This is a genomic window from Glutamicibacter sp. PAEs-4, assembly GCF_051161755.1.
Taxonomy (GTDB): domain Bacteria; phylum Actinomycetota; class Actinomycetes; order Actinomycetales; family Micrococcaceae; genus Glutamicibacter; species Glutamicibacter nicotianae.
Genome location: NZ_CP195017.1, coordinates 2,908,006 through 2,921,932, shown reverse-complemented (window position 1 = coordinate 2,921,932; position 13,927 = coordinate 2,908,006). Strand labels below are relative to the sequence as shown.

General features: G+C 62.7%; 10 protein-coding genes and 1 riboswitch. Of the genes, 4 read left to right on the top strand and 6 right to left on the bottom strand.

The genetic code is table 11. The annotated features are described in order from the left end of the window. Positions 1–62: 62 nt before the first annotated feature. Both ACR9WD_RS13770 and ACR9WD_RS13765 read right to left on the bottom strand, forming a co-directional pair. Positions 63–1,181, bottom strand: a complete 1,119-nt coding sequence (locus tag ACR9WD_RS13770) for an MFS transporter (RefSeq protein ID WP_434922238.1) — start codon at positions 1,179–1,181, stop codon at positions 63–65. 162 nt (positions 1,182–1,343) lie between these two features. Beyond that, positions 1,344–3,257 carry an FAD-dependent monooxygenase gene (locus ACR9WD_RS13765; protein ID WP_434922237.1) on the bottom strand — a complete coding sequence of 638 codons (1,914 nt, stop codon included), beginning with the start codon at positions 3,255–3,257 and terminating at the stop codon, positions 1,344–1,346. Positions 3,258–3,427: 170 nt separating this feature from the next. Between ACR9WD_RS13765 and ACR9WD_RS13760 the strand changes: the two genes are divergently transcribed. Continuing rightward, a complete protein-coding gene (locus tag ACR9WD_RS13760) occupies positions 3,428–4,222 on the top strand; it encodes an IclR family transcriptional regulator (RefSeq protein ID WP_121867353.1) in 795 nt (264 codons plus the stop codon). Positions 4,223–4,315: 93 nt separating this feature from the next. Here the strand turns inward: ACR9WD_RS13760 and ACR9WD_RS13755 are convergent, their stop codons facing one another. The 3 genes from ACR9WD_RS13755 to ACR9WD_RS13745 are packed head-to-tail and all read right to left on the bottom strand — an operon-like array spanning position 4,316 to position 7,178. Further along, the gene (locus tag ACR9WD_RS13755; RefSeq protein ID WP_285674188.1) at positions 4,316–4,948 is read right to left on the bottom strand and encodes a LutC/YkgG family protein; all 633 of its coding nucleotides are present in this window, start codon (positions 4,946–4,948) and stop codon (positions 4,316–4,318) included. Continuing rightward, a complete protein-coding gene (locus ACR9WD_RS13750) occupies positions 4,945–6,396 on the bottom strand; it encodes a LutB/LldF family L-lactate oxidation iron-sulfur protein (RefSeq protein WP_434923213.1) in 1,452 nt (483 codons plus the stop codon). The genes ACR9WD_RS13755 and ACR9WD_RS13750 overlap by 4 nt, the downstream gene beginning before the upstream one ends. 17 nt (positions 6,397–6,413) lie before the next feature. Further along, on the bottom strand, positions 6,414–7,178 hold the full coding sequence (locus tag ACR9WD_RS13745; RefSeq protein ID WP_073707794.1) for a (Fe-S)-binding protein: 765 nt from the start codon (positions 7,176–7,178) through the stop codon (positions 6,414–6,416). A gap of 146 nt (positions 7,179–7,324) precedes the next feature. Here ACR9WD_RS13745 and ACR9WD_RS13740 point away from each other — a divergent pair, with 146 nt between their 5' ends. Then, positions 7,325–9,001, top strand: coding sequence for an L-lactate permease (locus tag ACR9WD_RS13740; protein WP_434922236.1), 1,677 nt, complete (start codon positions 7,325–7,327; stop codon positions 8,999–9,001). Between the two features lie 30 nt (positions 9,002–9,031). Then, positions 9,032–9,733 carry a FadR/GntR family transcriptional regulator gene (locus ACR9WD_RS13735; protein ID WP_434922235.1) on the top strand — a complete coding sequence of 234 codons (702 nt, stop codon included), beginning with the start codon at positions 9,032–9,034 and terminating at the stop codon, positions 9,731–9,733. 90 nt (positions 9,734–9,823) lie between these two features. On the opposite strand, the gene ACR9WD_RS13730 is transcribed toward ACR9WD_RS13735, so the two are convergent. Continuing rightward, positions 9,824–10,369 (bottom strand): OsmC family protein, encoded by a 546-nt coding sequence (locus ACR9WD_RS13730; protein ID WP_434922234.1) that lies wholly within the window; start codon positions 10,367–10,369, stop codon positions 9,824–9,826. A 31-nt stretch (positions 10,370–10,400) separates the two neighbouring features. Beyond that, positions 10,401–10,522, bottom strand: a riboswitch (SAM riboswitch). A gap of 140 nt (positions 10,523–10,662) precedes the next feature. Between ACR9WD_RS13730 and ACR9WD_RS13725 the strand changes: the two genes are divergently transcribed. Then, the gene (locus ACR9WD_RS13725) at positions 10,663–13,878 is read left to right on the top strand and encodes a DEAD/DEAH box helicase (protein WP_434922233.1); all 3,216 of its coding nucleotides are present in this window, start codon (positions 10,663–10,665) and stop codon (positions 13,876–13,878) included. The last annotated feature ends 49 nt before the right edge of the window (positions 13,879–13,927 follow it).

Below are 13,927 nucleotides of genomic sequence, written 5' to 3'. Positions count from 1 at the left end.
CAAAGCGTCTGAGCAATAGGAACTTTCCGCAACGAAATGAAGGCTCGAACCTGCCAGGATGCCTAGCTTGCAGGATGCTTTCGGCGCCAGAGCGCATGGGTGCCGGTCGCCAACGCCACGAGCAGCAGGCTGAATGCCAACCCGAAGCCGAAGATCTGGCCGTAGCCGCCATGCTGCGCCAGATCCGCGGTGAGGTAGGTCGCCGCAGAAGCTCCGGCAAACAGGGCAAAGACGAAGAGCGAAACGGTGGTGGCCCTCGCGTCTGGCGAGATATCGGTTGCCCAGCCCTGCATGGACGAGTGCATGATGGCATTCGTGGCGCCCAGCAGGAATGCCGTGACGGTGTACGAGGCAGGGTATGGTGCGAATGCTGAGGGGAGGAACGCCGCGCAAAGCACCAGTCCGCCAGCGCCGATAAGCCACGTTCGGCTGAAACGTGCCACCAATCGGCGCATCAAGCGCGCGCCCAAGATGACTCCCACAGCGAAAGCGCAGCCCAGCGCTCCGGCCAGGCCGATGGAGACACCTGATTCCTGCAAGGCCGGGACAATATAGGTCAGCAAGCCCATCAGCAGGCCGCCTTCGAGGAAGATGATGCCGTAGAGGGCCAAATTCATTGGACGCAACGCGGCACGGAAATTGAACCCGGACCGGGAACGCTCCGGCTCCGCGGACTTCCGCAGGGAATACAGGGCAGCAATGCAACCGAGTGCAGGCAAGAAGAACACCAGCCGCCAATTGGCATAGGACGCCAATGCTCCCGAAGCCAACGTCGCCAAGGTCGTGCCCAGCGAGGAATAGACCTGCAGATCGGAAAGGCCCCGGGCGCGTTCTACACCGGTGCGGGTATCGCCCAACAGCGTCAAAAGGGTCGGGTACAGCGCTCCGAACATGAGTCCGGAGATGGAGCGGGCAATGAGCAGCGGCAGGTAGTTGGTGAACAGGATGCTTGCGATTGCGGCCAGTGCGGCTCCGATGAGCGCAGCACGCAACACCGCCAAGCGCCCGAAGCGATCACTGAGCATGCCCCAGATCGGCTGGCCAATGGCATAGAACAAGGCATAGGACGCTACCAGTTGGACCGCTTGCGCGAAGCTGAGCGAGGTGCCGACCGACAAAGCGACCAGCATCGGCGGGGTGCCATAGCGGTCGAAGAAGGAGAGGAAGCCTATGAAGCGCAAAGCAGAATCGGGAACGCCATGTGCCCGAGACTGGAGGTCCTGATCTTGCCGCATTCCGGCCTTTCGCATCTATTTCTTCTGCTTACCTACCCATGTAAGCAGAGCGCGCCCTGCACAACTGCCATTCACGACAGTGGTGCAGGGCACAAGACGAGCCGCACGTCAGGCAGTCACCACGGTTCCGGCCATGAATCGGGCGAAGAACTCCGTCAGAGCCGAGGTGCCGTCCAAGGGCAGCACCATGGAGACGTACTGGTCCGGGCGAACGACCACCAGTGCCCCGGTGGCACGGTCGATGCCGCGAACCTCGTAGATTTCCTCCCCGCCGTCAACCAGCTGCGAGGCAAAGGCCTTTTCATAGTCGCGCAGGCCGTACTTGCCCTTGGCCGGAACCAGCAGCGCCGGCAGATCCGCAACGGTGGTCTCGGTGTGCGAACCCTGGTGCACGCTGCGCAGGTCGAACTCCGCGTCGACATCTGCGCCGGCAGGCGTGAACCGCCGCAGCGGCGAGTTCGGGTCCTGCGCCAGGAACTGGATCAGGGCATCGTAGTTCGGCGAGGCACCTTTGGCATCGCGGTCCGCGAAGGCGTACAGGCGCCACCGTCCATCTGCTTGGGCGGTGTGGCCCAAGCCGATGCGCTGCGCATCGGCAATGCGCGTGACATCCGAAGAGTGGAAGCGCTCGCCGACGGGGAAGCCGGCAGCCAGATGCTGGTGCTCGGTGCCTCCAGTGAGCAGCGAGGGCGTGTAGCGGGTGCCGAAGCCGGCGGTGAACTGGCCGCCGCGCTGGAATTGCTCCTGGATCTGGTCTGGATCCAGCCCGCCTGCTTCGGGCTTGCTGGGATCCTTGGGCGCGGTGGACATGGTCTTGGACCAGTGGGTGTCGAAATCGATCAGTTCCTGGGCGATGGCCTGGCGTTCTTCGGAGTAGGTGCGCAGCAGCGGGCTGTGGGCGCGGCCCTGCAGCACGGCTGCCAGTTTCCAGCCGAGATTGAAAGTGTCCTGCATGGAAACATTCATGCCCTGGCCGGCCTTGGCCGAGTGGGTGTGGCAGGCATCCCCGGCGATGAAAATGCGCGGTGACGCATCAGGGGCCGCATTGGCATCCAGGTCATCGAAACGGGCGGCCACGCGCTGGCCGACTTCATAGACTGACCACCATGCGATTTCCTTCACGTCCAGCGAGTAGGGGTGGATGATCCGCTGCGCGGTGGCAATCAGCTGGTCCGAGGTGAAGCGGCTGCGCGCCTCGCGGTCTTCTGGGTCCAGGTCTCCCATGTCCACGTACATGCGGACCATGTATCCGCCCTCGCGTGGGATCAACAGGATGTTACCGCCATCGGCGGACTGGATGGCTGCCTTGAAGCGGATGTCCGGGAAGTCGGTGGTGGCCAGGATATCCATGACGCCCCACGCATGGTTGCGGGCATCGCCTTCGAGCTTGATGCCCAGGGACCGGCGCACAGCGGACCGGGCACCATCGGTGCCCACCACGTACTTGGCCTGGATCTGCTGCTCTTCGCCGTTGCGCCGGACGGTGGCCGCCACAGGATAGTCCCCGTCATTGGTGTTTTCCACGGAGATCAGCTCTACTCCATAGTAGGGAGCTGTACGGCTTGGGCTCTTGGAGGCCTTGTCGAAGAGGAAATCCTGGAGGCGGGCCTGGTTCACGATCAGGTGCGGGTATTCGCTCAGGCCTTCGGCAACGTCCTTGACCCGGCTATTGCGCGTGATCTGCGAACGGTCTTTGGCATCAGGGCCCCAGAAGACGGTCTCGTTCACGCTGTAGCCTTCGCGCAGCAGGCGGTCTGCCAGGCCGAAGGCGTTGAACATTTCCACCGTGCGGCAGGCGACGCCATCGGCGTGGCCCATCGGGAGCGGTTCGCCATTCTTCTCGATGACCAGGGTGTGCAGGTCGCCGAACTCGGCGAGCTGCGCAGTCAAGATGGCCCCGGCCGGACCGGTTCCGGCGATGAGCACATCAACCTGAGTGGGGAGTACCTCCGGGTCGTGCTCGCGCTGCGCTGGCTGGATATCGGGGCTTCCGGTGCGGAAGCCATTGAGGTAGTACTGCATGTTCGGCCTTTGCAGGTTGACAGCGCCGTGATGCCGCTGTGGAAAGGTAAAAGGATTGCCTTGAGGCTATTGCTTTCCCGCGATCTCAGGCCATGTTGTTCTGCAGAGCAGAATCCTGGGCCATGCTGCGCACTTCGGAGCGGGCCGCATGCAGCGCGTAAGCTCGGAGCATGCAGTTCAAGAGATACCGCCGGAAGCGGCCGTCCTATCCCATTGCCTCGGTGGATAATGCCTTGGCACTGCTTGAGTTGCTGCGCGATTTCGGCACCCTGCGCCTGAGTGATGCGGCGCTGGAATTGGGCATCTCGCGCTCCACGGCCCACCGGCTGCTGGCCATGCTGGTGTACCGCGGTTTTGCCGACCAGGATGCCGCTCATCGATACATTCCCGGCCCGGCCTTGGGCGTGGCTCCGGCGGGAATGAGCTGGACGGCAGAGCTGCGTCGCCGCGTGCATCCGCACCTGCAGGCACTGAGCGATGAGCTGGACGAGACCGTGAACCTGATGGTCCGCGCGGGCACGCAAGTGCGCTTCCTGGCCACCGTACAAGGCTCGCGCGCCGTGCGTGTGGGGGACCGGCAAGGCGAGGTGATGCCGGCGCATTCCGCCTCGGCTGGGAAGGCCATGCTCGCCCAGCTGGGTCTCCCAGCGGTCAAGGACCTGTACCTTCTCGAATCGAGGATCAACGGCACCGACTTCCCGCAGTCCTGGTTTGCCGGTTTCGAGCAGGAGCTTATTACGGCCAACCGGCGGGGCTTTGCCGTGAACTTGGAAGAGACCGAAGTCGGCGCCAACGCATTGGGCGTGGCCATCCGGGACGGGGCCGGCGAGGTGGTCGCGGGACTGAGCGTTTCCATCCCGCCGGTGCGCTTCCGCCAGATGTTCGAGGCTGGGCTGCCCTCGGCGGTCTTCGCGGCGCGTGAGCGCATTGAAGCCGGCTTGGAAGATTTCATTGCCGGGCAGTAACCGGCAATGGCAGCTGGAAGGCATTAAAAACTCGCGGCCGGTTCCCTGGAGGTTTAGGAGGGGAACCGGCCGCGATAGCTTGGTGAGCTGGCCTTAGAGGCCGCGGACCATCAGGACGTCCAGCGTACGCGGGCCGTGCACACCCTCGACGCGCTCGAGCTCGATATCACTGGTGGCCGATGGACCGGAGATCCAGGTCTGCGGACGGGTGATCGTCAGCCGAGGCATGGCTTCCGGAAGCAGGCGCACGATCGAGGAAACCGGCACGATGCACACATGGTGATCTGGCACCAGCGAGATCGCGCGGCGTCCCTGGTTCGGCTCGCCATCAAGGATGATGGTGCCCGACTCGGCAACCGACACTGCCGAGGAAGTGACCACGGCGCTGGTTTCATCCAGCTCGGCGATGCCCAGGCGTGCGCCCGGGGCATCCACGCGCTGCGCAATGCTCTCGCCCAGCGCGGAGAGCCAACTGCTGTCCAGTCCGTGCGGGTAGACGACGCTGGAGGCGCCGGCCAGCTTGGCGGCCACGAATTCCGGGATCTGCGCGGCGTCGATGACGTCCACTCCGGCCTTGTAATCCACCAGGCGGTCGACCAGCAGCTCGATGAGCTCGGCTTCGCCCATGTCCGAGGTCTTGCGGTATTCGCGTGGAACTTCGGGCGCGACGGGCGCATCGGCTAGCGCCGAGCGGATCCGCCCGAGGATTTCGTCTTTTGCGCTCACTTGGACTCCTTTTCGTCGCTCCACCAGTCGCGGAAGGACTTGCTTGGCGGGGCTGGAATGTCGCGGCTGGCGGTCCAGCCTGCGGCGATGCCCGGAAGCTTCTTGATCTTCTTGTCCTTGCCGGACACCAGCCGGCCCAGCGGCAGGGCCTTCTCTAGCAGGCCAATGTTCTTGCCCTTGCCCAGTGCCCAGGAGCCGCCCTTCATCAGCAGATCAATTTGGGTAGGGATCTTGTGCTTGTCGCGGTTGGCATCCACATCGTCGCCGCGCAGGTGCACGAGGATTTCAGGGATGTTGATCTTCACCGGGCAGGCGTCGTAGCAGGCGCCGCACAGCGAGGACGCGTACGGCAGGGAGCCGTTTTCCTCGACCTCGATGCCGGTCAGCAGCGGGGAGAGGATCGCGCCGATCGGGCCCGGGTAGGTGGAGCCGTAGGCGTGGCCGCCGGTGCGCTCGTAGACCGGGCACACGTTCATGCAGGCTGAGCAGCGGATGCAGTTCAGTGCGGTGCGGCCGAAACGGTCGGCCAGGGCCCGGGTGCGGCCATTGTCCAGCAGCACGATGTGCACGTTCTGCGGGCCGTCGTCTTCGCTGACCCCGGTCCACAGCGAGGTGTAGGGGTTCATGCGCTCGCCGGTGGAGGAGCGCGGCAGCAGCTGCATGAAGACCTCGATGTCTTCCCAGTGGGGGAGGACTTTCTCGATGCCCATGACGGTGATCAGGGTTTCCGGCAGGGTCAGGCACATTCGGCCGTTGCCCTCGGATTCCACGACGCCCAGGGTTCCGGTGTCGGCCAGCGCGAAGTTCGCGCCGGAGATGGCGACCTTGGCGGCGAGGAACTTCTTGCGCAGGTGCTTGCGCGCGGCCTCGGCCAGTTTGGCCGGCTCATCGGTCAGGTTCGGATCCACCACCGGCATTTGGCTCAGGAAGATGTCGCGCACCTCGGTGCGGTTCTTGTGGATGGCCGGAACCAGGATGTGGCTTGGCTTGTCGTTGCCCAGCTGGACGATCAGCTCGGCGAGGTCGGTTTCGAACGCGTCGATGCCCTCGGTTTCCAGGTGCTCGTTCAGGCCGATTTCCTGGGTGGCCATGGACTTGACCTTGACTACCTCATTCGAGCCGGTGGCCTTGACCAGCTCGGTGACGATCTTGTTGGCTTCGGCCGCGTCACGGGCCCAGTGGACGACGCCGCCGCGGGCGGTGAAGTTCTTCTCGAACTCCTCCAGCCGCTCTTCGAGGTTGGCCATCGTCAGGTTCTTGATGGCGCTGCCGGCGTCGCGCAGCTCTTCCCAATCAGGGAGCTCGCCGACGACGTTCAGCCGCTTGTCGCGAATGGTGTGGGTGGCGTGGCGCAGGTTCTTGCGCATCTGGGTGTTGCCCAGTTCGCGGTGCGCCGCCTTGGGGAATGGCTCGGTCTCGAACAGGTTGCCCTGCCCGCCGGCAGGCATGCCGAGGAATACCTGGGTCACAGTGACACCGTCTCTTCCATGGTGCTGGCCAGGATATCGGCCAGGTGCAGGGTCTTTGGCTTGGCTCCGGTGCGCGAAAGGCCGCCGCCGATGTGCATCAGGCAGGAGGCGTCGCCGCCTGCGCAGGCCGAAGCGCCGGTGGAGCAGATGTTCTTCATCTTGTCTTCGAGCATCGCCGAGGAAACATCGGAGTTCTTGATCGCGAAGGTGCCGCCGAAGCCGCAGCACTGGTCGGCTTCCGGAAGCTCGTTGACGGTGATGCCGCCAACGGTCTTGAGCAGATCCAGCTGGCGGTCGCCGAGCTTCAGCGAACGCATGCCGTGGCAGGAAGGGTGGTAGGTGATGGTCTGCGGGAAGTAGCTGCCCAGCTGCTCTGCCGCGTTGGTGATGCCCAGGACATCCACCAGCAACTGGCTCAGCTCATAGGTGCGCTTGCCGACGGCAACTGCGCGGTCCTTCAGCTCGGGCTTGCCCAGGCGCTCGGCCAGGTACGGGTGCTGGTGCTTGACCGAAGCGACGCAGGAACCCGAGGGGGCGACCGCGACATCATAGTCTTCGGTGTCGAAGGCATTAATGTGGTTTTCGACGACGGGCAGCGCTTCAGGCATATATCCGGAATTCATATGCATTTGCCCACAGCAGGCTTGCGCCTTGGGGAAAATGACTTCATGGCCCAAGCGTTCCAGGATTTTCACGGTCGACTTGGCTGTTTCCGGATACATAGCATCCACAATGCACGTGGCAAAGAGAGCAATTCGCATAATAAATGACTCTTTCAGGGTGTGGTCAGACCATACTATGCGAGGTTCTTCGAAATAGTCAAGACTTGTTGTGATAGCTCTCACCTTGTACTCTAGGTGGTCGGACCACATATGGTCAGACCATCTCGAGTAAGGACGCCCACACCGTGTTTACACCCACGACAGACCCCATTGCGGGGAGCATCGCGCTATCGGCGCTGGTTGCACTCATCCCGCTGCTCACATTCTTCGTGCTCCTCGCGATCATCAAGGTCAAGGCCCACTGGGCCGGCCTGGGGTCGCTGGCTGTAGCGATCATCGTCGCGATCTTCGGCTGGCACATGCCCGTCGGGCTCGCGTTGAACTCCGGGGTCATGGGCATGGTGTTCGGTGCCTTCCCGATTGTCTGGATCGTCGTGATGGCGATCTTCCTCTACCAGGTGACCGTCAAATCCGGCCGCTTCGAGGACCTGCGCAGGGTCTTCGACGTCATCGGCGGCGGCGATGTGCGCATCCAGGCCGTGCTGATTGCTTTCTGCTTCGGCGGCCTGCTTGAGGCGTTGGCAGGCTTCGGCGCACCTGTGGCGATTACCGCCACCATGCTGCTGGCATTGGGCCTGTCCCCGCTGCGCGCTGCCTGCGCCGTGCTGATCGCCAACACCGCCCCGGTAGCCTTCGGCGCCGTGGCCATTCCGATTACCACCGCAGGCGCGCTGACCGGCATCCCGGCTGCCGACATCGGCGCCATCGTCGGCCACCAGTCCCCGCTGTTGGCACTGTTCGTCCCGTCGATCCTGGTGCTGATCCTCGATGGCTGGCGCGGCATGCGCCAGACCCTGCCGGCAACGCTGACCATCGGCATTTCCTTCGGTGTCGCGCAGTGGCTGTGCTCCACCTACTTCTCCTACGAGCTGACCGATATCGTCGCCTCGCTGATCGGCCTGGCCGCGGCAGTGATCCTGCTTCGCTTCTGGACCCCGAAGGGCGCCGACGAAGCACGCCAGCGCGTACTGACCGCTGAAGCCGCTGCGCTTCCGCACGAAGGCAACACCAAGCTGCACGCAGGCAACACCTGGATGGCTCTGTTCCCATACCTGCTGGTCATCGTCATCTTCGGCGTGGCCAAGCTGTGGAAGCTGGGCGTCGACATTCCTGCATGGCTGGCAAGCACCGACATCAAGTTCGGCTGGCCGGGCCTGGATGGCAAGATCCTGAACGCCGAAGGCGAAGCGGTCACCTCCACCGTCTACAACTTCCAGTGGCTGTCTTCCCCGGGCACCCTGCTGCTGATCACCGGCCTGATCGTGGCCCTGGTCTACTCGTTGAATGACGGCAATGGCGAATACAAGATGACCTTCGCCGAGGGTGCTGCCGAAATCGGCAAGACCATCTACAACATGCGCTTCGCGGCACTGACCATCCTGTCGGTCCTCGGCCTGGCCTACGTGATGAACCTGTCCGGCCAGACCATCACCATCGGCACCTGGCTGGCGGGAACCGGCGCGTTCTTCGCCTTCCTCTCGCCAATCCTGGGCTGGATCGGCACCGCAGTGACCGGCTCGGACACCTCGGCCAACGCGCTGTTCGCTAAGCTGCAGCAGACCGCTGGCGTCAATGCCGGCATCGATCCGAGCCTGCTGGTTGCCGCCAACACCTCCGGCGGCGTGGTCGGCAAGCTGATCTCCCCGCAGAACCTGGCCATCGCCGCCACCTCGGTGAAGATGGAAGGCCAGGAATCGGTGATCCTGAAGAAGGTCGCCGGTTGGTCCGTAGGCATGCTGCTGGTGCTGTGCTGCTTGGTTTACCTGCAGTCCACCCCGGTGCTGTCCTGGATGCTGCCATAGTCTTGACCGGCTAAAATAGATCCGATGTCAATGAACCCAGCTCCGCGTGCGTACCAGATCGTTCTCCAGGCAATTGAAGAAGATCTGCGCACAGAGAAGCTATCCGTAGGCGACCAGCTTCCCGGCGAGCGTGCGCTCGCGGAGCGGCATGGGATTTCGCGGGCTTCGGTCCGCGATGCCATCCGCATCCTTGATGTGATGGGCATTATTAAGACGTCTACCGGCTCCGGGCCCAACTCCGGAGCGGTGATCATCTCCAACCCTTCGGCCGGCATTTCGCAGGCCTTGCGGCTGCACTTGGCGGCCAAGGGCATCAACGTCCGCGAGATCGTCGAGTCGCGCATTCTGCTGGAAACCTGGGCCGCGCAAATGAATCCCCGCGACCCGGTCTACGCCCAGCAGGTGATCGACCGCACCGCGGTGCTGATCATGCGCATGGACGACCCGCAGCTTTCCCGCGAGTCCTTCCACCGCATCGATGCCGAGTTCCATGTGCTCCTGGCCTCCATGGCCGGCAACGCCGTGGTGGAATCGATGATGGAATCGCTGCGCAACTCGATCAGCGACTACGTCTCCGACTCAGTGCCCAGCGACGAGGCCTGGCAGCCGGTGGTGCGCGTGCTGCGCCGCCAGCACAAGGCCATCCACCACGCCTTTGCGACGAATCAGCGCGAACGGGCAGCCCAGCTGCTCGAAGAGCACATTAACTGGTTCTACTCGCAGACGCGGTAGGGATAAGCAAGAGTTCAGCATGCGCATGGCGCCCCGGATAACGGTTCGGAATTTTTCCGATCCGGCCCCGGGGCGCCATTGCCGCATCTGCTAGCTGGCGATGCTCACCGCAGTGGTCACCGGTACCGGGTTGGCGAACAGATCCAGTACCGGGCAGTGGGCATCCACTGCCTGGCGCAGTTCTTCATAGCGTTCGGCCGATTCGGGGCCGGTGATCTGGATGTCCAGTTCCACCGACGAGAAGCCCGGGCGGATGGACTTGTCAATGCCGAAGAGGCCACGGACATCGAGGTGGCCGTTGGCCTGGATCTTCACCTCGTCCACCTGGATGCCGAGGTTTTGCGCGTACAAGCGGTAGACCACAACCTGGCAGGAGATCAGCGCGCCGAGCGCATATTCCACCGGGCTTGCCGCGACATCATTGCCACCCAGGGCAGCTGGTTCGTCGACCTGGAAAGTGTGCTTCCCGGAGACAACGTTGCTGGCTACCGAATCGAAACCCTCGCCCTCGACGGTAAAGGTCAATTTGGCGCTTTGCGGGGCCGCCGAGATGCGTTCGCCCCAGCCCTTGCCTGCTTCCTGCAGGCGCTGTGCGCGGTCTTCGGATACGGTCAGGGTAGATGCTGCATTAGACATGAGGAGTTAATCCCCTTTCTGGCGCAAGGGGCGCCATCGCTTACGCACCTTGGCGTTCAAGATGCGTCGAATCTTCACCTGGGGCACCCCGCACAATGACGCAGGAGGGTTGCCATCCACTCAGCCAGGGCTCAAAGAGCGGAACTCGTGATTCTGTGGTTCTTTTCTATCGGTTGCGGTGCCAGCGCGTAAAGGGCAGGGGTAACTTTTCGTCATCGGGCAACTTGTCTGGCTGCTCGCTAAGATGGGATCGAGCTCTCGGGCGCCCACTGCACGAACAATGAACGGCGAGTATGGAATTCCAGCTGACACTTTCTGCGGCCCAGACCTTGGTGACCGAATCCGAATACAATCTGGGCCAGTTCCTGTGCGATTCGGGAAAAGTGGAGATCGTCCACCGGGACATGAAGCCGGGATATTCCCGCATTTCCGCAATGGTGCTGCGCGAATCGGTGATGGCCGAGCTGCAAATCAACCGCGGCAATATCAGTTTCACCAGCTTCTGCAGCAAGCATCCGGGCGTTCAATCCTGCGAGGATGTCGCCGCCTTGCTCATTGAAGTCACTACCGAAGAGGACCAGGGCTTCTTCGTCTCCGACTCCGGGGTGGACCCTTTCGCATGGAAACGCAATAGCAAGCCGCAGTGGGAGCGGACCCTTGACCGCCTGCTTCCGGTAATTTCTGATGAGCCGCCGATCGCCGAGGAGCCGCTGGGGTTGATCCTGAAAGTGGTCAGCGAACCCCGCTACGGCGGCGAGGACGCGCTGACCTTGCAGGCGCGGCCGGCCCGCCGGGGCACCAAGAGCCCCTGGGTCCAGACCGGAGTCAGCTGGCGCAATGTCGCCTTCGATGCGCGCTTCTCCAAGAAGCAGCGCCGAGCGGTCATTGAATTGGACCGGCTGCGCGAACACGTAGAACAGAATACCTACCGGCATTCGTGGGATCCCAAGGACTGGATCTCGCTGATGGATCTGCCGGGCCAGGACTTGATGGACGCCTTCGAGGCCCTGCGCGAAGCCGGAGTGCAGATCGTCAACGGGGGATCCGCTGCCAAACTCCCGGTGGAGTTCAGCGAGCAACCGGCCATGGCCCACGTGGATGTGCGACGCACTGAGCAGGGCCTGCGCATGGAAGGCAAGCTGCGCGGGCCGGGTGCAGAGCGCCACCACCTCCTGCCGATCGGCACGCCGCCGACCCTGCTGGCCTACGCCTCCAGCCCTTTGCCGAAAGCCAAGGAACTCGGCTTGGCGCAGTTCGCTGAACCGGTCACGAAGGAACTGGCGGCATTCATCGACTCCGGTGCGCACATCGTTCCGGATGGAGCCATCGAGCTTTTCGAGACCCAGCATCTGGACCGATTGCGCGTGATGGCGCCGCTGAAGAGCGAAGATGGCAGCTACCGCATCCCGGTTCCCGCGCGCCCCAGCCTCAAGCTGTCCTTGGAAAGCATCCAAACCCCGCTGACCGTGCGCTATTCCTGGGAGTACTCCACCAAGGGACCTCGCCAGCATGCCGTGGAAAAGGAAATTGCCGCTTCGGTGCAGGACAAGCTCGGCGAGCTGGGTTCGCTGGGGCAACTGACCTCATCAGGAATTTTCCCTCCGAAGAAATTCAGCACCTCTGAGTCCATCGACTTCCTGGTCCACGCACTGCCGCTGTTGGAAGAGCATCCCGATGTCATCATCGAGGAGCAGAATCGGCTGCCGAAGTACCGGATCAGCGATGCCCCGGCGACGGTCAGCGTCGAAGCGGGTGAAAGCACGGGGGACTGGTTCGACCTGTCCGTGGAAGTGCTCCTGGGCGAGATCAAAGTGCCGTTCGCGCTGCTGCTCGAAGCCCTGACCAAGCAAGATGAATACCTCATCCTCGATGACCTGACGGTGATACCGATTGATGGTGCGGACTTTGCCCAGCTGCGCCAACTGATCTCCGAAGCCGGGGAGCTGGGCACCGTGCAGGGCGATACGATTCGCATCCACAAGTTGAGCATCGACTGGTGGCAGGAACTGGTGGATCTTGGAATTATCGAAGCCCAGCACAACCAGTGGCTGCAGACCATGAAGGCATTGCAAAGCGGCGAAGAGATAAAGCCGGTTGCGCTATCGGGAAGCTTCAATGCCGAATTGCGCCCCTACCAGAGCCATGGGCTGTCCTGGCTGGACTTCTTGCGCACCCACGGCCTTGGCGGAGTCCTCGCCGACGACATGGGTCTGGGCAAAACTGTCCAGCTGCTGGCTTGCCTGGAACAGGCACGCGTCGAGGATCCTGCACAGAAGTTCCTGGTGCTTGCCCCTACCTCGGTGGTGGGCAACTGGATCAATGAGGCGCAGCGTTTTGCCCCGCACATGAGCGTCACCGGCATCACCTCGACAGCGAAGAAGAACGGCGAGGGCTTGGCCGCGCAGATCGGCGATGCCCAGTTGGTGGTGACCAGCTACACGATCTTCCGCTTGGCCTATGAGGATTTTGAGGCCGCCGGTTTCAACGTGATGATCATGGACGAGGCCCAGCAGCTGAAGAACCATGCCTCCAAAGGCTACAAGCAGGCCCGGCAGCTGCCGGTGCCGTGCAAATTCGTGGTCACGGGCACGCCCATGGAGAACAACCTCATGGAACTGTGGGCGTTGGTCTCGCTGGCAGCCCCTGGCCTGCTGGGTGGTGCGAAGTCCTTCAAGGACAACTACCAGAAGCCAATCGCCGACGGGGACCAAGAGCGGATGGAACGCTTGAAGAACCGTCTGCGACCATTCGTGCTGCGCCGCACCAAGGAGCAGGTCGTTCCCGAGCTGCCGGCAAAGACCGAACAGGTCCTGGAAGTCGAGCTGGAGCCAGGGCACCGGAAAGCCTATGACCGCCGCTTCCAGCGCGTGCGGCAAGAAGTGCTGGGCCTGGTTGGCGATGTCGATTCGAATCGCTTCCGGATTCTCCAGTCGCTGACCTTGCTGCGCCAGCTGGCTTTGGATCCCTCGCTGGTAGGCGAAGGCAATGCGCCCAGCGCGAAGCTGGAAATGCTGCGCGAGCTCATGGGGGATGCGGTTTCCGAAGGACACAAGATCCTGGTCTTCAGCCAATTCACCAGCTTCCTGTCCAGGGCACGCGACGTCGCCGAGGAATTGGGCATTGAGCACGGTTACCTTGACGGCTCCACCAGTGGACCGCGGCGCAAGGAACTGATTGACGGTTTCAGCGAGGGGGATTTCCCGGTCTTCTTCATCTCGCTGAAGTCCGGAGGATTCGGCATCAACCTCACCTCAGCGGACTATTGCATCCTGCTTGACCCGTGGTGGAACCCCCAGGCTGAAGCACAGGCGATTGACCGTGCCCATCGCATCGGGCAGACCCGGCCCGTCTATGTGTATCGTTTGGTAGCCAAGGACACCATCGAATCCAAGGTGCTCGCGCTGCAGGCCAAGAAGACGCAGCTGTTCAACGATGTCTTGGGCGACACTGCCGAGGGCGCTCAGAGCGCCGCGCTGAATGCCGATGATTTCTTGGCACTGATGGATTGATGCGCAAAAAGCTGAAGCTTTGGAAACTAGATGGTTTCCAAAGCTTCAG

Bases quoted from the DNA above. Each gene is read 5' to 3' on its own strand.
- ACR9WD_RS13765 (WP_434922237.1), bottom strand. From the start codon at position 3,257: ATGCAGTACTACCTCAATGGCTTCCGCACCGGAAGCCCCGATATCCAG.
- ACR9WD_RS13760 (WP_121867353.1), top strand. From the start codon at position 3,428: ATGCAGTTCAAGAGATACCGCCGGAAGCGGCCGTCCTATCCCATTGCC.
- ACR9WD_RS13750 (WP_434923213.1), bottom strand. From the start codon at position 6,396: ATGCCTGCCGGCGGGCAGGGCAACCTGTTCGAGACCGAGCCATTCCCC.
- ACR9WD_RS13745 (WP_073707794.1), bottom strand. From the start codon at position 7,178: ATGCGAATTGCTCTCTTTGCCACGTGCATTGTGGATGCTATGTATCCG.
- ACR9WD_RS13735 (WP_434922235.1), top strand. From the start codon at position 9,032: ATGAACCCAGCTCCGCGTGCGTACCAGATCGTTCTCCAGGCAATTGAA.
- ACR9WD_RS13730 (WP_434922234.1), bottom strand. From the start codon at position 10,369: ATGTCTAATGCAGCATCTACCCTGACCGTATCCGAAGACCGCGCACAG.
- ACR9WD_RS13725 (WP_434922233.1), top strand. From the start codon at position 10,663: ATGGAATTCCAGCTGACACTTTCTGCGGCCCAGACCTTGGTGACCGAA.